This is a genomic window from Streptomyces sp. NPDC055239 (genome assembly GCF_053606205.1).
On the sequence record NZ_JBSGRD010000001.1, the window covers coordinates 126,133 to 150,436 of the forward strand.

The 24,304-nt window shown below is 69.6% G+C and carries 16 protein-coding genes and 1 pseudogene; 11 read left to right on the forward strand and 6 right to left on the reverse strand.

Features of this window, described 5'->3' with window-relative positions; all coding sequences use genetic code 11:
• Nucleotides 1–99: 99 nt before the first annotated feature.
• The 5 genes from ACWFRJ_RS00545 (at nucleotide 100) to ACWFRJ_RS00565 (ending at nucleotide 6,455) form a co-directional block, all read left to right on the forward strand.
• Nucleotides 100–1,674, forward strand: coding sequence for a PucR family transcriptional regulator (locus ACWFRJ_RS00545; RefSeq protein WP_453523433.1), 1,575 nt, complete (start codon nucleotides 100–102; stop codon nucleotides 1,672–1,674).
• 107 nt (nucleotides 1,675–1,781) lie between these two features.
• Nucleotides 1,782–3,347, forward strand: a complete 1,566-nt coding sequence (fdrA, locus tag ACWFRJ_RS00550) for an acyl-CoA synthetase FdrA (protein WP_453523435.1) — start codon at nucleotides 1,782–1,784, stop codon at nucleotides 3,345–3,347.
• A gap of 50 nt (nucleotides 3,348–3,397) precedes the next feature.
• A complete protein-coding gene (locus ACWFRJ_RS00555) occupies nucleotides 3,398–4,984 on the forward strand; it encodes a DUF1116 domain-containing protein (protein ID WP_453523437.1) in 1,587 nt (528 codons plus the stop codon).
• A gap of 11 nt (nucleotides 4,985–4,995) precedes the next feature.
• Nucleotides 4,996–5,745, forward strand: a complete 750-nt coding sequence (locus ACWFRJ_RS00560) for a DUF2877 domain-containing protein (protein WP_453523439.1) — start codon at nucleotides 4,996–4,998, stop codon at nucleotides 5,743–5,745.
• A 53-nt stretch (nucleotides 5,746–5,798) separates the two neighbouring features.
• Nucleotides 5,799–6,455: a ThuA domain-containing protein gene (locus ACWFRJ_RS00565; RefSeq protein WP_453523441.1), complete on the forward strand. Its 657-nt coding sequence runs from the start codon at nucleotides 5,799–5,801 to the stop codon at nucleotides 6,453–6,455.
• Between the two features lie 81 nt (nucleotides 6,456–6,536).
• On the opposite strand, the gene ACWFRJ_RS00570 is transcribed toward ACWFRJ_RS00565, so the two are convergent.
• The 3 genes from ACWFRJ_RS00570 to ACWFRJ_RS00580 form a co-directional block, all read right to left on the reverse strand.
• Nucleotides 6,537–7,034: a peptidylprolyl isomerase gene (locus tag ACWFRJ_RS00570; protein WP_453523443.1), complete on the reverse strand. Its 498-nt coding sequence runs from the start codon at nucleotides 7,032–7,034 to the stop codon at nucleotides 6,537–6,539.
• Between the two features lie 128 nt (nucleotides 7,035–7,162).
• The gene (locus ACWFRJ_RS00575; RefSeq protein ID WP_453523445.1) at nucleotides 7,163–8,317 is read right to left on the reverse strand and encodes a right-handed parallel beta-helix repeat-containing protein; all 1,155 of its coding nucleotides are present in this window, start codon (nucleotides 8,315–8,317) and stop codon (nucleotides 7,163–7,165) included.
• A gap of 169 nt (nucleotides 8,318–8,486) precedes the next feature.
• Nucleotides 8,487–10,970, reverse strand: coding sequence for an alpha-L-arabinofuranosidase C-terminal domain-containing protein (locus ACWFRJ_RS00580; protein ID WP_453523447.1), 2,484 nt, complete (start codon nucleotides 10,968–10,970; stop codon nucleotides 8,487–8,489).
• 278 nt (nucleotides 10,971–11,248) lie between these two features.
• Between ACWFRJ_RS00580 and ACWFRJ_RS00585 the strand changes: the two genes are divergently transcribed.
• The 4 genes from ACWFRJ_RS00585 to arfA are packed head-to-tail and all read left to right on the forward strand — an operon-like array spanning nucleotide 11,249 to nucleotide 15,958.
• Nucleotides 11,249–12,601: an extracellular solute-binding protein gene (locus ACWFRJ_RS00585; protein ID WP_453523449.1), complete on the forward strand. Its 1,353-nt coding sequence runs from the start codon at nucleotides 11,249–11,251 to the stop codon at nucleotides 12,599–12,601.
• 5 nt (nucleotides 12,602–12,606) lie between these two features.
• Nucleotides 12,607–13,545 carry a carbohydrate ABC transporter permease gene (locus ACWFRJ_RS00590; protein WP_453525022.1) on the forward strand — a complete coding sequence of 313 codons (939 nt, stop codon included), beginning with the start codon at nucleotides 12,607–12,609 and terminating at the stop codon, nucleotides 13,543–13,545.
• Nucleotides 13,542–14,405 carry a carbohydrate ABC transporter permease gene (locus ACWFRJ_RS00595; RefSeq protein ID WP_453523451.1) on the forward strand — a complete coding sequence of 288 codons (864 nt, stop codon included), beginning with the start codon at nucleotides 13,542–13,544 and terminating at the stop codon, nucleotides 14,403–14,405. Before ACWFRJ_RS00590 ends, ACWFRJ_RS00595 begins: the two co-directional genes overlap by 4 nt.
• Nucleotides 14,406–14,440: 35 nt before the next feature.
• The gene (gene arfA, locus ACWFRJ_RS00600; protein WP_453523453.1) at nucleotides 14,441–15,958 is read left to right on the forward strand and encodes an arabinosylfuranosidase ArfA; all 1,518 of its coding nucleotides are present in this window, start codon (nucleotides 14,441–14,443) and stop codon (nucleotides 15,956–15,958) included.
• Between the two features lie 17 nt (nucleotides 15,959–15,975).
• Here the strand turns inward: arfA and ACWFRJ_RS00605 are convergent, their stop codons facing one another.
• The 3 genes from ACWFRJ_RS00605 to ACWFRJ_RS00615 form a co-directional block, all read right to left on the reverse strand.
• A complete protein-coding gene (locus ACWFRJ_RS00605; protein WP_453523456.1) occupies nucleotides 15,976–16,959 on the reverse strand; it encodes an arabinan endo-1,5-alpha-L-arabinosidase in 984 nt (327 codons plus the stop codon).
• 65 nt (nucleotides 16,960–17,024) lie between these two features.
• Nucleotides 17,025–18,404 (reverse strand): glycoside hydrolase family 6 protein, encoded by a 1,380-nt coding sequence (locus tag ACWFRJ_RS00610; RefSeq protein ID WP_453523458.1) that lies wholly within the window; start codon nucleotides 18,402–18,404, stop codon nucleotides 17,025–17,027.
• A gap of 55 nt (nucleotides 18,405–18,459) precedes the next feature.
• The gene (locus ACWFRJ_RS00615; RefSeq protein ID WP_453523460.1) at nucleotides 18,460–19,596 is read right to left on the reverse strand and encodes a glycoside hydrolase family 5 protein; all 1,137 of its coding nucleotides are present in this window, start codon (nucleotides 19,594–19,596) and stop codon (nucleotides 18,460–18,462) included.
• A gap of 488 nt (nucleotides 19,597–20,084) precedes the next feature.
• Here ACWFRJ_RS00615 and ACWFRJ_RS00620 point away from each other — a divergent pair.
• A pseudogene (locus ACWFRJ_RS00620) lies at nucleotides 20,085–21,968 on the forward strand (glycoside hydrolase family 48 protein); the annotation flags it as partial.
• Entirely contained in the window at nucleotides 21,965–24,289 is a 2,325-nt protein-coding gene (locus tag ACWFRJ_RS00625) for a xyloglucanase (RefSeq protein WP_453523462.1), read from the forward strand. The pseudogene ACWFRJ_RS00620 and the gene ACWFRJ_RS00625, both read left to right, overlap by 4 nt.
• The last annotated feature ends 15 nt before the right edge of the window (nucleotides 24,290–24,304 follow it).

Here is a 24,304-nt window from a genome sequence, read left to right on the forward strand (position 1 = left end):
ACACCCGGCGACAAGGGGAGTGAAGGTGAGCGGCGGGAAACACGGAAGTTACGCCGCGGGTATTACCCATGGCACCGAGCCGACGCATAGTGACTGGGCATGACGATATCCGGCATCGGTTCCGCGCAGGACGCCCCGCCCGCACCCGGGGCGGGACTGACCGTGCGCGAGGCCCTGGCCCTGCCCTGCCTCGGCGGCGCGCGCCTGGTCGCCGGGGCGCGTGGAGACAGCCGCCGCATCCGCGTGGTCAACATCATGGAAGTGCCCGACATCGTCCGCTGGATGCGCGGCGGGGAACTCCTCCTCACCACCGCCTACGCGGTGCGCGACGACGCCGACGCGCTGTGCGCGCTCGTGCCGGTCCTCGCCGAGCGCGGCCTTGCCGGACTCGGCGTGAAGGTCGGACCCTACCTCCCCGAACTGCCCCCGAAGATGCTGGCGGCGGCCGACGAACTCGGCTTCCCCATCGTGGAGCTGCCGGGAGCTGTGATGTTCAACGACATCCTCTCCGAGGTCATCGGCACCGTACTGAACCGCCAGGCCCTGGAGCTCGAACGCTCCCGCGCCATCCACGAGCGGCTGACCCGGGTCGCGCTGAGCGGCGGCTCCTACCAGGAGCTGATGAACGTCCTGTTCGAACTCTCCGGCTGTGCGGCCGCCGTGCTCGACGAGCACGGCTCGATCGTCGCGTCGGCCGGTGCGCCGCCCGCCGAGAGCCCGCCCGCCGCGGCCCGCACCATCCATGTCGACGGTGCCCCCGCGGGCAGCGTCGGACTGTGGACCACCGCCGAATCCGGACGAGGGGATGCCCACCAGCAGGTCGCCCTCGAACACGCCACCACCGTCGCGGCCACCGTCGCCGCCCAGGAACGGGCCGTCACCAGCCGGGAGCAGCGCTACCGCGCGCTGATGCTGATGGAACTGGTGTCCCGGCCGCCGCGCGACCGTGCGGAGACCGTGCGCCGCGCCGCCGCCATGGGCTGGAACCCGCATGTGCCGCGGTCCGCCGTTCTCGTCGAGATCCACGATCCTTCAGGCGGCGCGCCGGTCGGCGAACTCTCCCTGGAGGAGCGTCTCTTGCCGCTGGTGCGCGGCGCGGTGGGCGCCGACGCCGTCATCTGGGGCACCCAGAGCGGCCTCGCCATGCTCATCGAACCGGGCGAATCGCTCACCGGCCGCTGCCGTGCCGTGCACGCCACCATCGCCGCCGCCCGGCCGGCCTGGGACGTCGTGGTCGCCGCGGGCACGGTCCGCGAGGACTTCACGGACTTCCACCACAGCTACGAGGAAGCCGTGGAGACCCTGACCCTGGGCCGTGAGGTGCACGGCCCCGACTTCGTACGCGGCTACACCGAACTCGGCGTCTACCGCCTCCTCGGCCAGCTGCCCGACGGCGAACTGCGCCGCCTCGTCGACGAGGCCCTCGGCCCGCTCCTCGACTACGACCTCCGACACGACGGCTGCCTCGTCGAGACCCTCAGCGCCTATCTGCTGCACGACCGCAACGGCGTCACGGTGGCCGCTCGCCTGCACGTCCACTACAACACGCTGCGCTACCGCCTGCGCCAGATCGAACGCCTCACCGGAGGCCTCGAACGCCACCCGATGAGCCGACTGCAGACCGAACTCGCCGTCCACGCGCGCCGGATGCTGGCCGCCCGTGACCGCGGCTGATCCGCCGGGACCGCGGGTCACTGTCACCTGATGCCGGTGAACCCCCGGTCGATGCTGGCATCAGGAGCCATGCCGCCGGGCGGGTCGTGCTCCCTACAGTCGGTCGCATGGTGCTGCGAAACGCCGTTCACAAGGATCTGTACGCCGATTCGGTCGCCCTGATGAGGGTGGCCGCACGACTCGCCGAACGGCCGGACGTCCTGACCGCGAGCCTGGTGATGGGCACTCCGGCCAACCAGGAGGTGCTCGACCGCGCGGGCATGCTGACCGGCGAGGGCCGAAAGGCCGGGCCGAACGACCTGATCGTCGCGGTCAGCTGTTCCGGTGAGGGTGACAATGACGATGACGGCCACGGTGATGCCGCGCTGGCGGACGCGGTGGCCGCGCTCACGGAAGCCGACGGGGCCGAAGGGGCCGACGGGGCGGATTCCGCCCGTCCCGAAGAGGACCTGGCGCTGCGTTCCCTGGCGGGCGCTCCCACCGATGCCGACCTGGCGCTGATCTCCACGCCGGGCGCGTACGCCACGGCCGAGGCGCTCAAGGCCCTGCGCCGGGGAATGCATGCCTTCGTCTTCAGCGATCACGTCTCCGTGGCGGACGAGCTGATGCTCAAACAGGAGGCTTCGGCCAGAGGCCTTCTGGTCATGGGGCCGGACTGCGGTACGTCGCTGATCGACGGCATCCCGCTGGGCTTCGCCAACGCCGTGCGCCGAGGCGGCGTGGGAATCGCCGGGGCCTCCGGTACCGGTCTTCAGCAGGTGTCGTGCCTGCTGCACGCGATGGGCGTGGGCGTCAGCCACCTCATCGGCACCGGCAGCCGGGACCTGAGCGCCGAAGTGGGAGGCCTGTCGATGCTGGGCGCGCTGGACGCTCTCGCCGCCGATCCGGCCACGGAGATCGTCGTGCTGGTGTCCAAGCCGCCCGCGCCCGAGGTCGCGGCGCGGGTCCTGGAGCGGGCCGCGGGGATCGGGAAGCCGGTGGTCGCCTGCTTCCTCGGCCGGGAAGGCGGCGACACCGCACCACCCGGGGTGACACTGACCCCCACCCTGCACGAGACGGCACGGGTGGCGGCCACGCTGACACTCGGTCACCAGGTGGCCTCCGACGCGCCGCCCGAGCTCCCCGCCCTCCGTGCGCCACGCCGGTGGATCCGCGGCCTGTACGCGGGCGGCACCTTCGCGTACGAGGCGGAGTGGCTGCTGCGTTCCGCCCTCGGCGACATAGGGCGCGACGCCACCGACCACGTACCGGGCGGGGCGCCGCGGCTGCCCGACGGACATCTGGTGCTCGACCTGGGCGACGACGCGTACACGGCGGGCCGACCGCACCCGATGATCGACCCCGCGGTGCGTACCGCCTACTTGCGGGCGGCTTTGGACGACCCGACAACGGCCGCGGTGATCCTCGACGTGGTACTCGGCCACGGAGCGGCGGAGGATCCCGCGGGGGAGGTGGCCCGGGGGCTGACAGCGCACGAGGGTGAGCGCCCCGCCGTGCTGGCATTCGTGGTGGGGACGGATCGGGATACCCAGCAACTCGCCTTGCAGGAGCGGACGTTGAGGGAAGCGGGCGTGGTGGTCGTGGACAGCGGGACGACCGCCGCGCAGGTGGCGGCGCGTTCACTCGCGCGGGCCGCGGAACCGGCCGGAGTGCGGATCGGAGAGGGCGTATGAGCGGGGTGATCGGAAGCGGCGGAGTGGGAGAGCTGAGCGGGGTGACTGGTATGGGTGAGCTGAACGGGACGGTCGGGGTGAACGGGGCAGCCTGCGTGAGCGGTGCGGCTCGGCCGACCGAGACGGTCGCCTCGACGGCCTCCACCGGATCGGCAGGTTCTGCTGAGTCGGTCGAGCAGCCCGGGGTGCCCCTGGCCCCCGGGGAGACCGGCCTCAGGCCCCGGCCGGGCGCTCCCCGCGCTCTGCTCGCCGCGCCGCCGCGTGTGGTCGCCGTCGGTGTGGACGGATTCGCGCGGCCCGCGCGGGACTCCGGTGCCACGGTGTACGCCGTCGACTGGCGGCCGCCCGCCGCAGGGGATGTGGAGCTCGGGGGCAAGTTGGCCAGGCTCACCGCGCAGCCGGTGATCGAGACGGCCAACGCCCGAGCCCTGGAAGCGGTCCTCGCGGTGCAGCCGCTGCTGGTGGACGTCGCGCCCGCAGGGGAGGTGATTTCTCGGCTTCAGCAGGAGCGGCTGTTGTTGCATGCCGGGCCCCCCATCTCGTACGAGCGCATGTGTGGCCCCATGCGTGCCGCCGTCACGGGTGCGGCGCTGCTCGAAGGGTGGGCCGACACGCCCGAGGAGGCCGAGCGGCAGGCCGCGCGCGGGGAGATCCGCTTCGAGCCGTGCCACCATCACGACGCCGTCGGGCCGATGGCCGGGATCATCTCGCGGTCCATGCCTCTCCTGGTGGTCGAGGACGCGTCCACCGGCCGCCGCGCCTACTCCAACCTCAATGAGGGGCAAGGGCGTTGCCTGCGCTACGGGGCGCTCGGCGAGGACGTGATGACGCGGCTGCGGTGGATGGGGGAGCGTCTGGGGCCGAGCCTGCGTGCCGCGATCCGCGCACGCGACGAGCCGGTCAACCTGCGGACGGTCACCGCGCAGGCGCTTCAGATGGGCGACGAGTGCCACAGCCGCAACACCGCGGCCAGCGCTCTGCTCACCCGGGAACTGGCCTCCGGTCTCGCCCACTTCGCGGAACTGGGCGGGGTCGAGGCGCTCAACTTCCTCAGCGGGAACAACTACTGGTTCCTCAACTTCTCCATGGCCGCGAGCAAGTTGGCCATGATGGCAGGACACGGCGTGCGGCACTCGACCCTCGTGACCGCCTTCGCCCGCAACGGCGTCGACGTCGGCATCCGGGTCAGCGGCCTCGGCGACACCTGGTTCCGGGCCCCCGCCGCTTCCGTGGACGGTCTGTACTTCGCCGGGTACGGGCCCGACGACGCCAATCCGGACATCGGCGACAGCGCCATCGCGGAGGTGCACGGCCTCGGCGGCTTCGCGATCGCCGCCGCGCCCGCGATCGTCGGCTTCGTCGGCGGCACCCCCGAGCGGGCCCGCCGCATCAGCCGGGAGATGGCCACCCTCACGGTCGGCAGGCACCGCGACTACCAGCTGCCGGGTCTCGACTTCGTCGGCAGCCCCGTCGGCATCGACATCCGCAAGGTCGTCGACACCGGCCTCGAACCCGTCATCACCACGGGGATCTCCCACCGCGAGCCCGGCATCGGACAGATCGGCGCCGGTCTGACGGTGGCGCCGATGCGCTGCTTCACGGGAGCGCTCGAAGCGTTCGACGAGCCGCCCGCGTGATCGTCGGAGCGGTGAGCGAGGCGGTCGCCGACCTCGTGCACGGCCCGCCGCGCCCCGGACGTGTGGCCGCCCGCACCCGGTTCGCCGTGTACCTCGCCACGGGGGACCCGGAGCTGCCCGCAGTCGCGGTGGTCGACCCGGACGCGATCAGAGTGCCCAACGCGGTCGTCCTGGCAGAGCCAGGACCCGGGTGGACGGGGGTGCGTCCGGGGATGCCTGCCCGGTTCGGCGCCGGACGGGTGGAGTTCGGCGGGGCCTGGCGCGTCGAGACGGACGGGTCCTGGGCGCCACCCCGCGCCCAGGACCTTCTCACCACGGCCGTGCGCGAAGCCCGCCGTGCCGAGGTGGAGCGCGCCGGGGCGGGCGGCGGCTTCCCCCGGTGCGAGGCGGAGCTACGGGAGGCCCTGCGCGCCGACGAGACCAACCGGGTCCTCGAAGCGGGCCGCGCCCTCATCGGCCGCGGCCCGGGGCTCACGCCCTCCGGCGACGACATCCTCTGTGGCGCCCTCCTGGCCCGGCACGCCACGGGCCGCCCGGTCGGTGCTCTGGCGGCCGCGGTGAGGGGTGCCGAGGCCCGGACGCCTCTGGTGTCGGCGGCGCTTCTGCGGCATGCGGTACGCGGCGAATGCGTCCCCCAAGTGGCCGACGTGATCCGTGGGTTGGGCAGGGACGAGCCACTGGACCTCGCACCCCTGCTGGCCGTCGGCCACCACTCGGGAGCGGACCTGGCCCGGGGAATCGCGACAGGCCTCGCCCGATGACGCCGGTGCGCGCCGATCCGCGGCACCGGTACCGGCTTCTACGATCGGGGTCCATGAGCCCCCGTCTGCTGATCTACAGCCGAACGACCGCCTACCGGCACGCGTCGATCCCCGCCGGAGTCGCCGCCCTGCGCGAGCTCGCAGCCGGGGTCGGCTGCTCCGCCGACGCGACCGAGGATCCGGCCGCCTTCGAGCAGGACCTGTCCGGCTACGCGGCGATCGTCTTCCTCTCCACCAGCGGCGACGTCCTCACTCCCGCCGGACGGGAGGCGCTGCGCGCACACCGGTCGGCGGGCGGTGGCTTCATGGGTGTCCACGCCGCCGCCTGCACCGAGTACGACTGGCCGTACTACGGCGAGCTCCTCGGCGCGCGCTTCGCCCGCCATCCCGAATACCAGCCGGGCCGCCTGACCGTCGAGGACCACGCCCACCCCGCCACCACGCACCTCGCCGCCACCTGGGATTTCACCGACGAGTGGTACGACTTCCGGGCCTCGCCCCGGGGTGCGGTGCGGGTCCTGGCGTCCGCCGACGAATCCTCGTACGAAGGAGGAGGCATGGGCGCCGACCACCCCCTGGTGTGGTGCCACGAGCGCGAGGGGGGCCCGATGTTCTACACGGCGCTCGGCCACGCGGACGAGGCCTACGCGGACCCGGTCTTCCGCGCCCACCTGCTCGGCGGCCTGCGGTATGTGACCGGGCTCGGCTGAGGGGGTGGACAGGGCGACCGGGCATGGGGGAGCCCCCGCCTCACGAGGCGGGGGCTCATGCCAGGTCCTACACGCGAGGTCCTAGAGGGTGCCGGAGGCGGAGATGGCGATCTCGGCCTTGGTGGCGCCGGACTGCGAGCCGAAGCTCTCGATCTTCTTGACGAGGGCCAGGCTCTCCTCGTCCGCGACCTCACCGAAGACGACGTGCTTGCCGTCGAGCCAGGTCGTGGCGATCGTGGTGATGAAGAACTGCGAGCCGTTGGTGTTGGGGCCCGCGTTGGCCATCGACAGCTGGCCGGGCTTGGTGTGCTTGAGCTGGAAGTTCTCGTCGGCGAACTTCTCGCCGTAGATGCTCTTGCCGCCCGTGCCGTTGCCGGCGGTGAAGTCGCCGCCCTGGAGCATGAAGTTCGGAATGACGCGGTGGAACGTCGAGCCGGCGTAGCCGAAGCCCTTCTCGCCGGTGGCGAGCGCGCGGAAGTTCTCCGCGGTCTTCGGCACGACGTCCTCGAAGAGGTCGAACGTGATGCGGCCCTCGGGCTTGCCGTCGATGGTGATGTCGAAATAAGCCTTGATTGTCATGGTCCTCATCCTGTCATTGCCCTGTCCCCACCCGCCAACCGAACCCCCGATGAGCCCTCCGCGAGCCTTGCGTGATCTTCCTGCAACCCCGGTGACCAGGCATGATGCCATCGACGCTCAGTCCATGATCAGTCCATGGTCGAGCCGATGTCGGTGCTGCCCGTCGTCAGGAACGTCGTCGCGGGCAGGGCGCCGCCCGCCTGGCGGGCGCCGTACACCGTGGTGGCGTCCTTGGACCGGAAGGCCGGGGTCGCGACACCGCTGTCCCAGTTGTTTCCTGCCGAGACCGTGCCGGAGCCGAGTTTCGCCAGGCCCGTGCCGTTGCCGACGGCGAGGTTGCGGGCCAGGCGGCCCTTGCCCGTCGCGAAGTAGAAGCCGGTCTCCTTGTTGGCGTACGCGGTGTTGCGGTTGAGGTTGATCGCGCCCGGATTGGAGTTCTCGGTGAAGCCGTGGAGCGTGTTGTCCCAGGCCGCGTTGTTGTTCACCAGGTGCGCGGCGCTCGCACCGCCGCCGCCCAGCTTGAACCCGTTGCCGTTGCCCTCCCAGGCGGAGTCGTTCCACCGGTTCTTGCCGTTGCCGAAGGCCCAGGAGTGCTCGACGGTGACGGGCGATGCGTACTGCCACAGGTCCATGCCGTCGTCTGCGTTGTTGAACAGACGGGCCCCGGTGATCTTGTTGCCGGTGCCCGAGCCGAACTTCACGGCGAGGCCGTCGGCGTTCTGGCCGTGCGTGGCGGCGTCGTAGTTGTCGTGGCTGTCGAGGTTCTGCACCAGGTTGTCGGTCGTGCCGTCGCCGCGCAGGGTGAACCCGGAGTCGCCGTTGTCGGCGGTGACCATGTTCTTGAAGATGCCACCGACGGACGAGGTGGCGACGAAGCCCTGGGCGGGGGAGTTCTGGAAGGTCAGATTCTGCACCGTCCAGTGATCACCGTAGATCCCGGCGAGCCAGGAGCCCGCGGCGAGCTTCGAACCGTCGATCTTCACCTTCTCGCTGCCGTACGCGGTGAGTGTGATCCGCGCGGCGGCGCTGCCGTCCGCCGTCGACTTCAGGGTCTTGGCCGGGTAGTACGTGCCGCCCCGCACCTGGATCGTGGTCCCCGCCGACGCGTTCGCCACCGCGGACTCGAGCGCCGCGGAGGTCGACACGACGACATTGCCGCTCGCGGCGTCCGCGTCGTCCGGGGCCAGACCCAGACAGACGCCCCCCGCGCCCGCCGCCACGGCGACGGCGGCGGCGACGGTGATCGTGCGGGTCCTGCGGTGGCGTCCGGTGCCGCTGCTCACAGCAGACGTTCCTCTCCTAGGGGGTGTGGTGCGGCGGCGGCCCGGGAACCCCTTGCCCTCCGGGCGGCCGCCACCCCCTTGTCCCCGCCGCGCGCCGGAAAGGTTGCCGCGCGGAAGGATCTTTCTCAGCCGACTCCTCGACCAGTTCCTCGACCAGCTCCTCGATGCGTCAGTCGGTCCTGATCCTCATGAAAGTGATCGAGTTCGCCGGGAACGTGTACGAGAACGTGTCGGACACGCCCTTGAACGTCGAGGCCACCGGCCTGACCGGCGCCGCGTCCTTCGTGTTCTCCGCAGCCGGGTCCGCGGCGAGCGTGGTCACCTTCGCGGTCCGCCCGACCCGCGTGCCCGAGCCGATGCCGACCTTGGTGCGGGCATCGGAGCCCTGCGCGTTGACGACCTTGACGATGAGGTCACCGGTGGCCTTGTCCCGGGTGACGACCTGGCGGAACGGCTCGGCGGGCTTGTCGTCCGTGAAGGAGCCCCACTTCTTGCCGTCGAGGAAGAGCGTCACCTGACGGCCGCGCACTTCCACACGCAGGTCGTAGCCGCGTCCCGTCTCGATGGTCGTCGTGTCCTGGACCATGGTCTGCTTCGCGCCGTCGACGGACTTCTCGACGGCCGACTGACTGTTGTTCCAGCCGCCCAGGTTCCACCAGTAGTGGTTGCCGGAGTCCTTGACCCCGAAGGCGACCATGAAGCCCTCCTTGCCGGACTTCTTGGTGGCCCTCACGTTCAGGTCGTAGTTCTGCCAGCTCTTGTCGCCCGCCGTGACCAGGGTGTTCTCGGCGGCCTCGTCGGACTGCACGTACGCGCCGTCCTGAACGGCCCAGGTGCCCTTGTCGGCCGCCTTGCTCCACCGGCCGTCACCGCCGGAGAAGTCGTCGGACAGGAGCGTCCTACCGTCCTCGCCGGTGACCTTCACATCGTCGTACGCTGCGCTGGTCGCCCAGGTGGACAGGCCGATGGCGCCGGTGATGGGACCGGACGTGGCGGGGGTGCCGGATGCCGTGGACGGCACGACCTCGTCGCCGACGTTCTGCATGAAGAGCTTCTGCGTCTCGTAGTTGGCCGAGCCCCATGACTGGTCGTTGTCGTACCAGATCATGTTCGGCTTCCACTGCACGTAGTCCTCGTTGGCGAGCAGCGGGGCGTACGAGGCGAGCTTGACCACATCGGCGTTGCGTTCGAGGCCCGTCATGAAGGCGGCCTCGGACAGGGCGTTGGAGAACTTGTTGCCCTGCGACGCGTACTCGCCGAGGAAGACCTTCGGGCCCGTGCGGTCGTAGGAGTCGTAGCGGTCGTTGTTCTCCAGGAACCACTGCGGGCTGTTGTAGTAGTGCTCGTCGACCATGGCGACGTCGGCGTCACGGTTGAGCTGCCAGGCCTTGTCGAAGGTCGAACCACTGTCGTCCGGGCCGGAGTTGGAGATGACGGTGATGTCCGGGTGCTTCGCCTCGATGGCCGCGCGGAACTCCTTGAAGCGGGCGAAGAACTCCTCGGGGAGGTTCTCCTCGTTGCCGACCTCCAGGTGGGTCAGGTGGAAGGGCTTGGGGTGGCCCATCGCCGCCCGCTTCTTGCCCCACTCGCTCGTCGCGGGGCCGTTGGCGAACTCGATGAGGTCAAGGGTGTCCTGGACGTGCCGCTTGAGGAGCGCCGGGTCGTCGGTCGCCTTGTTCTGGCCGCAGCCGGTCACCAGGGCGGGCACGACGGGCAGTGGCATGGCGCCGGTGTCCTCGGCGAACTGGAAGTACTCGTAGTAGCCGAGACCGTAACTCTGGTTGTAGCCCCAGAAGTTGGCGTTGGTGGCCCGCTCCTCCACCGGGCCGATGGTGTCCTTCCACTGGTAGGAGCGCTTGCGCTGCCAGCCGGACTTCTCGTCGTACGCCTCGTGGGAGCCGGTGTTGACCAGACAGCCGCCGGGGAAGCGCAGGAAGCCGGGCTCGAGGTCGGCGATCTTCTGGGCGAGATCCTTGCGCAGGCCGTTCGCGCGGCCCTTGTAGGTGTCCCGGGGGAAGAGGGAGACCTCGTCGAGCGCGACGGGTGCGTCCGACGCGACCGTGAGCCGGCCGGTCGCGGAGGTGCGCCCGGCGGTGAACGAGGCCTTGTACTTCGCCCAGCCGCCGTGCGCGGTGACACGGCGGGCCGGGGCGAGGTCGCCGGATGCGTCGCGCAGGCCGAGGGTCAGCGGAGCCTTCTGGGTGCCGACGGTGCGGGCCCAGACCGAGAAGTCGTAGTGCTTGCCCTTGTCGACCGCGAGACCGGTGTTGTAGCCGGTGTTGGTGACGGATGAACCGCCGCCCAGCGAGAGGTAGTTGCGGTTCCGGGCGTTGAGGCGGCCGTCGTCGTTCACCACCTCCGCGGAACCGGCCGTGTCCCACGAAGTCAGCGGCTGGTAGGAGGAGTTGTCGGCGGTGCTGTACTCGAAGGAGCGGTTCTGGACGAGCTCGGCGTAGAGGCCGCCGTCCGCCGCGCGGTTGATGTCCTCGTAGAAGACGCCGTACATCGAGTCGTCGATCTTCGCGCCGGTGCGGGACGGGTCGACGTCGATCGTGTAGTCGGTGGGTTCGGCCGCGGCGGTGGGTCCCGCGGCGAGCGTTCCGGCGAGCAGGGCTCCCAGGGTCAGCCCGAGTCTCCATCGTCTGCGTGCCATGCGTACCCCAGTCCTCGTGTTTTCGTGCATGTTCGGGATATCGAATGCTGATCAGCAGGTCGAACGGCAACTTAGGTATGCGGAGGGCGGCCCGTCAACGCATTGCGCAGGAAGTGGCCGAGGTGCGTCCCGGGGTTCGTGATCTCGAACAACTCCCTGAGAATTCAAGGGACTTCACTTCCGGCTCTGTCGGAACCGTTGACGCGCCCGGAGTTCGACCTTACGGTCCGTTCGAAGTTGCGAGCACCATTCGAGATATCGGACAGAAGTGAGCCGCAATGCCACCACCCCTCCCGAGCCGACGAGGTGTGCTCGGCTCCATCGGAGCGCTCGCCGTCGCGGGCAGCTTCGGACTCGCCGCCGCGAATCGCAGTGCGTCGGCGATTGCGTCGGACGCGGACGTGCGGGTCCGCTACTGGAATCTGTTCTCCGGCGGCGACGGCGCCAACATGATCGCGATGCTTGACGCCTTCCGCGCCGCGAACCCCCAGGTCGACGTCAAGGACTCGACCCTCCAGTGGGGCAACCCGTACTACACCAAGCTCGCCATGGCGGCGTCCGGGAACCGCGCCCCCGACCTCGCGGTGATGCATTTGGGCCGCATCCCCGGCTTTGCGCCCGGACAGCTGCTCGACCCCTGGGACGTGCGGCTGCTCGCCAAGTACGGGGTGCGCGAGGCGGACTTCAACCCGGTGCTCTGGAAGCGCGCCGTGGTCGACGGCAAGCTCTACGGCCTTCCCCTCGACATCCACGCCCAGCTCTGCTTCTACCGCAAGGACGTGTGCGAGAAGGCGGGACTGCTCGGCGCGAACGGTGATCTGGCGAAGGTCACCTCGACCGAGGACTGGTTCAAGGCGCTGAAGGCCGCCAAGAAGGCGGTCAAGGGAGACGTGCACACCATCGGCATCAAGGCCGACGAACCGAACTTCTCCTGGTGGTTCTTCCTCTCGTTCTACACCCAGCTCGGCGGCACCTGCCTCAGCGCCGACGGCAGGGACGTCACCCTCGACACCGACAAGGCCACCCAGGTCCTGGAATTCCTGCGCCGGCACCTGACCGACGGCTACTCCACGGCGATCGGCATCGCCGACGGCGAGTCCTTCGTCAACGGCTCCGCCTTCACCTGGGAGGGCAACTGGTCGGTGCCGGTCTTCAGCGGCGCGAAACTCACGTACGGCGCGACCCCGCTGCCACCCGTCTTCGGCGAGCCCGCCACGCACACCGAGTCGCACTGCTTCGTCCTGCCGCACCAGTCGCAGCGCGGCGGCGCCACCAATGAGGGCGCGCACCAACTGGCCGCGTACGTCGTCAAGAACGCCACGGCCTGGGCGCGCGGCGGCCACATCCCCGCCTATCTGCCGACGCTCGACGACAAGAAGTACATGGCACTGAAGCCGCAGTCGGAGTACGTCTCGGCGATGGACCACATGGCCGTCGAACCACCCGCCTGGTTCGCGGGATCCACCGGGCTCCTCGCCCAGCGCATCGGCCCCGTCATCGCCTCCTCCAACGTCGGCTCCGCCAAGCCCGACGCCACGGCCCGCCGCATGAAGGGCGTACTCGAAAAGCTGGTCGCCATGAAGAACCCGATGGAAGGCAGATCCGCCACCGAGGGAGGGCCCGCCGCGTGAGCGCCATCGACACCGCGGTCGCACCGGCCGCCGTACGGCCCGCCCCGGTGGCGGACGCCGACTCGCTGCGGACACGCCTCACCCGACGCGTCCAGCACGGCGGCTGGTTCGTCGCCCCGTTCCTGGTCCTCTTCGCGCTGTTCGTGCTGCTCCCGATCGGCCGCGGCCTCTGGCTGAGCTTCACCGACGCCAACATCTCCGGCACCGGCGAACGCTTCGTCGGCCTCGACAACTACCGCGAGGCCTTCGACAACCCGCTCATGTGGGACTCCCTGGGCCACAGCGCGTACTTCACCCTGCTCGTCGTGCCCTGCATCGTCGTCCTCGCGTTCCTCCTCGCGATGCTCGCCCACCACATCGAGCGCGCCAAGTGGCTGTGGCGGCTCTGCTTCTTCGCTCCCTTCCTGCTGCCGTCGACGGTCGCGGGCAACCTGTGGCAGTGGCTCTTCAACCCCGGCACCGGAATGATCAACCACGTCTTCGGCCTCGACACGCCCTGGCTGACCCAGAAGTCCACTGCCATGCTCGCCGTCGTGATCACCACCCTGTGGTGGACGGTCGGCTTCAGCTTCCTGCTCTTCCTCGCGGCGCTGCAGAACATCCCGAAGCATCTGTACGAGGCCGCCGAGCTCGACGGCGCCGGTGCCTGGCAGCGGATGGCGCACATCACCCTGCCGATGCTGCGCAACATCACCGGCCTCGTGATCACGCTGCAGATCCTCGCCTCGCTCCAGGTCTTCGACCAGGCCGTGGTCATGCAGGACTTCGGGCCGGGACCTGAGGAAAGCACCCGGACCTTCGTCCAGTACACGCTCGAAGAGGGCTTCACCGCCTACCGCGTGGGCTACGCCTCCGCGATCTCCATCATCTTCTTCGTGCTCATCGCGGCCGTCGCCCTCGGCCGGATGTGGCTCCTGCGCAAGCGTGAGGAGGGCGTGCGATGAGCACGACCGTCGTCGTACGGAAGAACAGCGGCAAGAAGAAGTGGACCCCGAGCCAGATCGTGCTCACCGCGCTCGGCGTCCTCGTCTCCGCGCTGTGGATGACGCCGCTCCTGTGGGCCCTGTTCACCTCGCTGAAGTCGGAGACCGAGGCCGTCGAGGTGCCCACCCACTGGGTGCCCGAGGAGTGGACGGGCCAGGCGTGGAGGGCGCTCTTCGAGAGCGGCAACATCACCAACTGGTTCGTGAACTCACTCGTCGTCTCGGTCTGCGTCACCTTCATCGTGGTGTTCGTCAGCGCGCTCGCCGGGTACGGCTTCGCGCGCACCGAGTTCCGGGGCAAGAACGCGCTGCTCGGCCTGGTGATGGCGGGCCTGATGGTGTCGCCCGCCGTGCTCGGCGTCCCGCTCTTCACGACCGTGCAGTCCATGGGGATGGTCGACACCTACTGGGGCATGATCCTGCCGCAGTGCGCGCCCGCCGCGATGGTCTACATCCTCTACAAGTTCTTCCAGTCGATCCCGCACGAACTGGAGGAGGCCGCGTACATCGATGGGGCGGGACGCTGGAGGGTCTTCTTCACCATCGTCCTGCCGCTGTCCCGGCCCTCGCTCTCCGCCGTCGGGATCTTCACGTTCATCGCGTCCTGGAACAACTTCCTGTGGCCCTACATGGTGACCAACAACCCCGACCTGATGACCATGCCGAACGGCATCGCGACCGTCATGAACTCCTACGGCATCCAGTGGGCGCAGCTCATGGCGGGCGGCCTGATGGCGGGCCTGCCCCTGGTCGTCGTCTTCGTCTTCTTCCAGCGGCAGATCATCAGCGGCGTGGCCCACACGGGCCTGGCCGGCCAGTAAGTCCCCCGCCCAGAAGCCCCGTTGAAAGGTTCTCCATGGCCCCCCGCTCCGCCCGCTTCACGCTCGACCCCGCCTTCGCCGTCGGTGACGTGGACCCCCGGCTCTTCGGCTCCTTCGTCGAGCACCTCGGCCGATGCGTCTACACGGGCATCCACGAACCGGGCCACCCCTCGGCCGACGAGGCGGGGCTGCGCACCGACGTGCTCGGCCTGATCCGCGAACTCGGCGTGACGGCCGTGCGCTACCCCGGCGGGAACTTCGTCTCGGGGTACAAGTGGGAGGACTCCGTCGGCCCCGCCGACGAGCGCCCGCGCCGCCTCGACCTGGCCTGGCACTCCACGGAGACCAACCGCTTCGGGCTCTCCGAGTACATCGCCTTCCTGCGCAAGATCGGCCCGCAGGCCGAACCGATGATGGCGGTGAACCTCGGCACGCGGGGCGTCGAGGAGGCCCTCGAACTCCAGGAGTACGCCAACCACCCCTCCGGCACCGCCCTGTCCGACCTGCGCGCCGCGCACGGCGACAAGAACCCCTTCGGCATCCGCCTGTGGTGCCTGGGCAACGAGATGGACGGGCCGTGGCAGACCGGCCACAAGACCGCGCAGGAGTACGGGCGCCTGGCCGCCGAGACCGCCCGCGCGATGCGCCAGATCGACCCGGACGTCGAGCTGGTCGCCTGCGGCAGCTCCGGCCAGTCAATGGCGACCTTCGCCGAGTGGGAGGCCACCGTACTCGCCGAGACCTACGACCTCGTCGACCACATCTCCCTGCACGCCTACTACGAAGAGACCGACGGCGACCGGGACTCGTTCCTGGCCTCAGCCGTCGACATGGAGTCCTTCATCGAGAACGTCGTCGCCACCTGCGACCACGTGGGCGCCCGCCTGAAGTCCAAGAAGAAGATCAACCTGTCGTTCGACGAGTGGAACGTCTGGTACCAGTCCCGGCCGCACCCCGAGGTCGAGGAGAGCCTGCGCGACTGGCCACAGGCGCCACGCCTCCTGGAGGACAACTACACCGTCACCGACGCGGTCGTCGTCGGCTCGCTCCTGATCGCCCTCCTGCGGCACGCCGACCGGGTGGCCGTCGCGTGCCTGGCCCAGCTGGTCAACGTCATCGCGCCGATCATGACCGAGCCGGGCGGCCCCGCCTGGCGCCAGACGTCCTTCTTCCCCTTCGCGCAGGCCTCGCGGTACGGCCGAGGCCAGGTCCTCGACGTACGCGTGGAGTCATCCGCGCACGAGACGCGGAAGTTCGGCGATGTGCCCCTGCTGCACGCGACGGCCGTCCGCGCCGATGACGGCACCGTCACGGTCTTCGCGGTCAACCGCAGCCAGAGCGAACCGCTCTCGCTCGAAGTCGCCCTCCAGGAGCTGGAGTTGACCACCGTCATCGAGCACAGTGCGCTGTCCGACGCGGACCCGGACGCCCGCAACACCCTCGCGGAGCCGGAGCGCGTCACCCCGCACGGCGTCAGCGGGACAGGGCTCCAGGACGGCACGCTGAGCGCCGTCCTGGAGCCGCTGTCATGGAACGTGATCCGGCTTGGCTGAGTCCTTGCCGCCCCGGGTCAGTAGGCGACGGGCCATCCGGAGCTCCAGTTCAGGAGGTTCACGCCGAGCTTCGGAGTGCCGTTGTCCTGGCCGTCGTAGTAGTGGTAGACGAGCAGGTCACCGTCGGCGTCCTTCATGACCGACTGACCGCCGGGGCCGATGTAGCGGCCGTGGCTCTCCTGGACCGGCGTGCCGCCGTTGTTCAGCATGCCGACACCGTTCTTGTCGACGTACGGCCCGGTGACAGTGGAGGAGCGGCCCACCTTGATCTTGTACGTGGAGCTAATGCCCGCGCAGCACGTGTCGTACGAGGCGAAGAGGTAGTAGTAGCCGCCCCGCTTGACGATGTAGGGCGCTTCGACGGCCTTGGTGCCGGTGGGGCGCGAGGCGAGGGAACGCCGGGCGGTGTCGCCCGCGTACTGCTTGCCCGTCGCGGGGTCGACCCTGATCATCTTGATCCCGGTCCACCAGGAGCCGAAGGACAGCCACCACTTGCCGTCGTCGTCCACGAAGAGATTCGGGTCGATGGCGTTGTAGTCGCTGGAGGTGGTGGAGGTGTACACGGCGCCGTAGTCGGTCCAGGAGCCGGGCTCGCCCGTGGTGGAGGCCGCGAGGCCGATGGCCGACTTGTTCGAGCCGAACGACGAGACGGAGTAGTACATCAGGTACTTGCCGCCGTGGTAGGAGATGTCGGGCGCCCAGACGTCACCCGTGGAGTTGTAGTTGCTCCACCAGCCCGGCCGGGTGGGGAAGGCGGAGCCGTTGCGGCCGAAGGTGATCCGGTCGGTGGAGGTACGCAGTTGCAGGCCGTCGCCGGTCGAGTAGAGCAGGTACTTGCCCGACGAGGTGCGGGCCAGGGTCGGGTCGTGCACGACGATGTCGCCGGTGACCTGGCCGGGATTGGGGTAGGCGGTGGCGCTGCTCGGGATGAGGGCGAGCAGCGCGGCGGCGGGCAGCGCGACGAGGGCTCTGTGCCGAAAGGGGCGGGCGGTGCGGCTCACTTGGGTTTCCTAGTCTCCTAGGACGGGGCCCGGCCCGAACCGGGCTCGGGCCCCGAAGGGGTGCGCTACAGCGCCGGATACGCGTTCTTCAGGAGCTCCTGGAACTGGGCCGAGAACCACTTCCCGGAGATCGGCGCGTTCGCGAGCGCGCCGGACGGGTTGTTGCCGTTGCGGGGGTTGCCTCCGTACGTCGGGTCACACATGCGGTCGAAGCCCTTGCCCTCGTCGTTCGGGATCTCCTTGCTCGACCCGTCGGACTCGCCCGGCGGCTTGATCCACACATAGGCGTCGATGCCGGCCTCCGGCGCGGTCTTCGGCCGCTCGCCGAGTCCCGCACCCGACTGGTTGCACCAGTTGCCGATGTGGATGCGCCGGTCGTAACGGCCGCCCTCCACATAGGTGTTCACGTCCGTGGTGGCGCCGGGCCCCGCGGGCCGCGCGGATCCGCCCCAGCCGTTGCGCGAGGTGTCGATGAGCATGCCGATGCCGGACCTGAAGCCGGTGGAGACGAGCTGGTTGCGGAACGACTGGGCGTAGGAGAGTTCGTCGACGGAGCGGTTCCAGTCGACCCACTTGGACTCGCGGACCGACCGGCCGTTGACGGTGTCGCCGATCTTGAAGTTGTTCTCCTTCAGGGCGCTGTAGTTGGCCGTGTTGGTGATGAAGCCGTGCACGTTGTCGACGCTGCCGCCGTCGGTGGTCGCCGCCTGGTACATGACCTGGGCGGACGCGGCGAAGTTGTCGTCCCAGCCGATCCAGCCGTGGTGGCCCGCGTCCACGTAGTTGTAGACGTTCGGGACGGCGCCGAGCTTGCGCAGGGCGTAGCCGACGCCCTTCACGTAGTTGCCGTTGGCCTTCATCACGTCGCACTCGGGTGTCGCGGTGGGGCGGCTGCCGGTGTTGGTGACCAGGTTGGGCAGCGAGTCGATCTCGACGGTCGTGACGATGCGCAGGTTCGCGTACTTCGAGTCGGCGAGGATCGCGGCGATGGGGTCGATGTAGTCGCTCTGGTACTTGCCGATCTCGGTGGGGCCGAGCTCGCCGTTGGAGGCGAGTGCGGAGCAGTCCCGGCCCGGCAGGTTGTAGATGACCAACTGGATGACGCCCGCGCCCTGCTTGACCGCCTCGTCGAGGTGGTCGCGCAGGCCCATCGAGTCGCCGGCGCCCTCGATCGCGGCGATCCGGTCCAGCCAGACGCCTGTGGGCTGCTTCGCGATGGCGCTGCCGCCCGGCTCGGCGGCTGCCTTCGCCGACCACTCGGGGTTCACGTAGGGCTTGGCGCCCGCGTACGGATTGTCGACGCGCGCCGCCGCTGCCTGGGCGGTCGTGCTGCCCGCGCCGTCGCTCACGGCGAGCGCGGTGCCGCCGGTCGTGGCGAGGACGGTGGCGAGTGCGGCCAGGAAGAGGGTGCGGGATCTGCGGTGCCTGGTGTGCGTGCGGCTCATGATGGGGCGGTCCCTTCGGGGGTGGGGGTGGACGGGTCTGTGGGGAGCTGGACGGTCAGCCGGCGAGCGCGGCCAGATGGTCGCGGAGACCAGCGCCGAACGCCGTGGGCGTGCCGTCGTAGGAACTGATCAGGGAGGGGCCCGACGAGCAGTCCCAGGTGTTCCAGGTCCAGCCGAGGTACGAGGCCTGGTGCGCGTCGAGCCACTTCATGACGGAGTCGATGAAGCCGTGGGAGCAGGTGTTCTCGCCGATCTCGCCCGCCACGAGCGGGACTTTCGCGGCGACCGGCGCGAGCGTGGCATCGAAGCAGCTCGTGGTGGAGCAGGTGTTGAAGTTGTAGACGTGCCAGGCCGCGGCGAGATTGCCCGCCGGGTCCTTCGGCGCGTGCTCCAGCCAGCCGCTGAGGTCGTTCGAGTACGCGATGCCCGCCGCGAGCACGAGATTCTTCGCGCCCGTCCCGCGCACCGCGTCGAGCAGGTCCTGCATGCCGGCGACCTCGTAGCCGATGCCGGGGCAGGTGCCGCCGTCCCGCCAGCAGTCCCAGGCCTGCTCGGTGGTGGGCGTCGCACGGTCCGGATAGGGCTCGTTGAACAGGTCGAGTACGACCGCCGGATCGTCCTTGAAGGTGGTGGCCACCGACTTCCAGAACGCCGGGGTGTACCGCGCGTTCGGCATCGGCTTCTGGCAGCTGGCGTGCACGTCCGGGCAGCCCGCCGAGTTGCCGGTGTACTGGCCGTATGACCAGTGCAGTTCGACGATCGGGGTCATGCCGTGGGCCTGGACGCGCCGGACCAGATCCTTGATGGCGGATGTGTAGTTGGCGCCCGCGTAGCGCGGGTCGATGTTGTCTGTTCCCAGCCAGCACTCCTCGTTGAGCGGGATGCGTACGGTGTTGGCCTTCCAGTCCGCGATGGCCTGCACGGAGGCGTCGTCGACGGGGCCGTCGAAGATGCCGTAGCCCTGGACGCAGGCGAACTCGCCGCCGGAGCGGTTGACGCCGAGCAGCCGGTGCGTCGCGCCTCGGGCGTCGACGAGCCGGTTGCCGTCGGCGTGCAGCACCGGGGGTGGTGCCGCCATGGCAGGCGCGGCGCCCGCCGTCGGCAGGGCGGAGGGCAGCGCGAGTCCGGCGGCGATGAGGACGGCGCCCGCGAGGACGGCCAATATGCGGAGCAGACGCGGGGGTCGGGGCATGAGCGACTCCTCGGATTGAACCGGAATCGCTCCCACTGGTGCCGTGGAAGCTAGCAGGAAGTCGCCGCCGAGAACAGAAAGGTTGGCGGTTTTCTCAGATTCTTTCGATCGCCGCTGTCGAATTCATTCGACAACTCCCTTTCGTGTGACGGCTCTTGACATCGCGGCGATTCGGCTGAACTTTGGGAGCGCTCCCACTGGTGCTCTCGCTGGTGCTCCCACTGGTCATCCCCCTCGATTCCCGCTGGTCCTCCCACTGTTTTCCCAGCTCCCCGAGCGGAGCTCGCCCCCACCATCGAGCTGTCAGGAGTCATCCCGGCATGTCTGCATTCCCCCATTCCCCCGATTCCCCCCGCTCCGGCCCCTCCAGACCGGAAATCAGCCGCCGCAACCTGCTCACGCTAGGCGCCGGAGTCGCCCTCGCACCCATCGCCGTGGCGCTCAACCCCGCAGCTCACAGCGCCCACGCGGCGACCGCGGCCACCGAGTACGAACAGCGGTTCCTCGACCTCTACGCGAAGATCACCGATTCCGCGAACGGCTATTTCTCGCCGGACGGTATTCCGTACCACTCCGTCGAAACCCTCATTGTCGAAGCCCCCGACCACGGGCACGAGACGACATCCGAGGCGTACAGCTATCTGCTCTGGCTGCAAGCCATGTACGGCAAGGTCAGCGGCGACTGGACCCGTTTCAACGCGGCCTGGGAAACCATGGAGAAATTCATGATCCCGACCCATGCGGACCAGCCGACGAACAGTTTCTACAATGCGGCAAAACCAGCCACGTACGCCCCCGAACACGACGAGCCCTCGCAGTACCCGGCCCGTCTCGACCCCGCGATCCAGGCCGGCGCCGACCCGATCGCCGCCGAGCTGAAGAGCGCGTACGGCACCGACGACATCTACGGCATGCACTGGCTTCAGGACGTCGACAACGTGTACGGCTACGGCGGCGACGCCACGGGCCCCGTCTACATCAACACCTTCCAGCGCGGCCCCCAGGAGTCGGTCTGGGAGACCGTCCCGCACCCCACCCGCGACGAGTTCCAGCACGGCGGCAGGAACGGCTACCTCGACCTGTTCACCGGTGATGCCTCCTACGCCAAGCAGTGGAAGTACACCAACGCCCCCGACGCCGACGCCCGCGCCGTCCAGGCCGCCTACTGGGCCCACGTCTGGGCATCGGCCCAGGGCAAGGCGTCCGCTGTCGCGGCGACGGTCGCCAAGGCGGCCAAGATGGGCGACTACCTGCGCTACGCCCTGTTCGACAAGTACTTCAAGACCATCGGCAACTGCACCGACCCGTCAGGCTGCGCGCCGGGCAGCGGCAAGAACAGCTCGCACTACCTGCTGTCCTGGTACTACGCCTGGGGCGGCGCCACCGACACATCCGCGGGCTGGGCCTGGCGCATCGGATCGAGCCACAGCCACGGCGGCTACCAGAACCCCCTGGCCGCCTTCGCCCTCAGCGCGTACGCCCCGCTGGCCCCCAAGTCGGCGTCGGGCAAGGCGGACTGGACCAAGAGCCTGACCCGGCAGATCGAGTTCTACCGCTGGCTGCAGTCCGCCGAAGGCGCCATCGCGGGCGGCGCCACCAACAGCTGGCAGGGCCACTACGCCAAGCCCCCGGCCGGTACCCCCACCTTCTACGGCATGGCCTACGACGAGAAGCCCGTCTACCACGACCCGCCGTCCAACCAGTGGTTCGGCTTCCAGGCCTGGTCGATGGAGCGTGTCGCCGAGTACCTCCACGAGACCGACGACCCCGCCGCGAAGACCGTCATGGACAAGTGGGTGAAGTGGGCGCTCTCCGAGACGAAGATCGCCGCCGACGGCACCTACACTTTCCCCTCCACGCTCAAGTGGTCCGGCCGGCCCGACACCTGGACCCCGTCAAGTCCAGGCGCCAACACGGGACTTCACGTCTCCGTCGTCGACCGCACCAATGACGTGGGCGTGGCCGCCGCCTACGCCAAGACCCTCACGTACTACGCCGCCGCCACCAGCCACACCCAGGCCGCCACCACGGCCAAGGCGCTCCTCGACGGCATGTGGAAGCACTACCAGGACCCCCTCGGCATCGCCGTGCCCGAGACCCGCGCCGACTACAACCGGTTTGACGACGGGGTGTACGTCCCGAACGGCTGGACCGGCACCATGCCCAACGGCGACACCATCAACTCCGGATCCGACTTCACCTCCATCCGCTCCTTCTACCGCGACGACCCCGACTGGCCGAAGGTCGAGGCCTATCTCGCCGGGGGAGCGCCCCCGCAGTTCACCTACCACCGCTTCTGGGCGCAGGCGGACATCGCGCTCGCCATGGGGGCGTACGCGGAGCTCCTCGAACCGGGGTCGGGGTCGCAGTGAGTGCCCCTCCCAGACGGGGCGGGAAGCTGCTCGGCGCCCTCTGTCTGATCCCGGGTCTGCTGCTTGTGGCCGCCCCGTCCTCCGGTGCCGACGACACCAGTGCCGACGACGCCAAGGAGAAGGCCCCGACCGCGTCGTACACCTGGAAGAACGTCCGCGTCGACGGCGGCGGTTTCGTCCCCGGCATCGTCTTCAACCGGGCCGAGAAGAACCTCGCGTACGCCCGCACCGACATCGGCGGCGCCTACCGCTGGCAGGAGAAGACCCAGACATGGACCCCGCTGCTCGACTCCGTGGGCTGGGACGACTGGGGCCACACCGGGGTCGTCAGCATCGCGTCCGACACCGTCGAGCCGAACAAGGTGTACGCCGCTGTCGGCACGTACACCAACGACTGGGACCCCGGTAAGGGCGCCGTCCTGCGCTCGGCCGACCGGGGCAGGACCTGGAAGAAGGCCGACCTGCCCTTCAAGCTCGGCGGCAACATGCCGGGCCGTGGGATGGGCGAACGCCTCGCCGTCGACCCGCACGACAATCGCGTCCTGTACCTCGGGGCGCCCAGCGGCCACGGCCTGTGGCGCTCCACCGACTCCGGCGCCACCTGGTCGGAGGTGACCGCGTTCCCCAACCCCGGCAACTACCAGCAGGATCCGGGTGATTCAACCGGCTACGCCTCCGACAACCAGGGCATCGCCTGGGTCACCTTCGACGAGTCCACGGGCGCCTCCGGCTCGCGCACCAAGACCGTCTATGTGGGCGTCGCCGACAAGGAGAACGCCGTCTACCGCTCGACGGACGCGGGCACCACCTGGACCCGCCTCGCGGGTCAGCCCACCGGACACCTCGCCCACAAGGGCGTGCTCGACGCCGAGAACGGCTACCTCTACCTCGCCTACAGCGACAAGGGCGGCCCCTACGACGGCGGCAAGGGCCAGGTGTGGCGGTACGCGACCCGCACCGGCGAGTGGAAGAACATCAGCCCCGCCACCGACGCCGACACGTACTACGGCTACAGCGGACTGAGCATCGACCGGCAGCATCCCGGCACCGTCATGGTCACCGGCTACAGCTCGTGGTTCCCGGACACCCAGATCTTCCGCTCCACCGACAGCGGTGGAAGCTGGACCGGCGCCTGGAGCTACGCCGCCTATCCCGAACGCACCAACCGCTACACCATGGACGTCTCCTCCGTGCCGTGGCTGTCGTGGGGAGCGAACCCGGCGCCGCCCGAACAGGCCCCGAAACTGGGCTGGATGACCGAGGCCCTGGAGATCGACCCGTTCGACTCCGACCGGATGATGTATGGCACCGGGGCCACCGTCTACGGCACCGGGAACCTCCGGCAGTGGGACAGCGGCGGCAAGTTCACCGTCACCCCGATGGTGAAGGGCCTGGAGGAGACGGCCGTCAACGATCTCGCGGCACCGTCCTCAGGCGCGCCGCTGCTCAGCGCGCTCGGCGACATCGGCGGCTTCCGGCACACGGACGTCACCAAGGTGCCGCCCCTGATGTACACCGAGCCCAACTTCACCACCACGACGAGCCTCGACCACGCCGAGTCCGACCCGGACACGGTGGTGCGGGCCGGTCAGCTCGACAGCGGGCCGCGCATCGGCTTCTCCCGTGACAACGGCGCCACCTGGTCAGCGGGCAAAGAGCCCTCAGGGGTCTCCGGCGGCGGCACGGTCGCCGCGTCCGCCGACGGCAGCCGCTTCGTGTGGAGCCCGGACGGCACGGGCGTGCACACCAGCGGCGACCGGGGCGCGACATGGACGGCGTCCACGGGCATCCCGCAGGGCGCGGTCGTCGAGTCCGACCGGGCAGACCCGAAGACGTTCTACGGCTTCAAGTCCGGGACGTTCTACGTCAGCACGGACGGCGGGGCGACCTTCACCGCGAAGACCTCCACCGGGTTGCCCGCCGAGGGTGCGGCGCGCTTCAAGGCCCTACCCGGCTCCAAGGGTGACATCTGGCTCGCGGGCGGAAAGGCCGGGGGAACGTACGGCCTGTGGCACTCGACGGACTCCGGTGCGAGCTTCACCCGCGTCCAGGGCGTCGAGGAGGCCGACACGATCGGCTTCGGCAAGGCCGCGCCCGGCTCGGACCACCAGACGCTCTACACCAGCGCGAAGATCGACGGCGTGCGCGGCATCTTCCGCTCCACCGACGCCGGGGAGAGCTGGGTGCGCGTGAACGACGACGCCCACCAGTGGGGCTGGACCGGCGCCGCCATCACCGGTGATCCCCGGATCTACGGGCGGGTGTACGTGTCCACGAACGGCCGTGGCATTGTGTACGGGGACTTCAACTCCCGCGGCTGACGCGGTCAGTCGAAG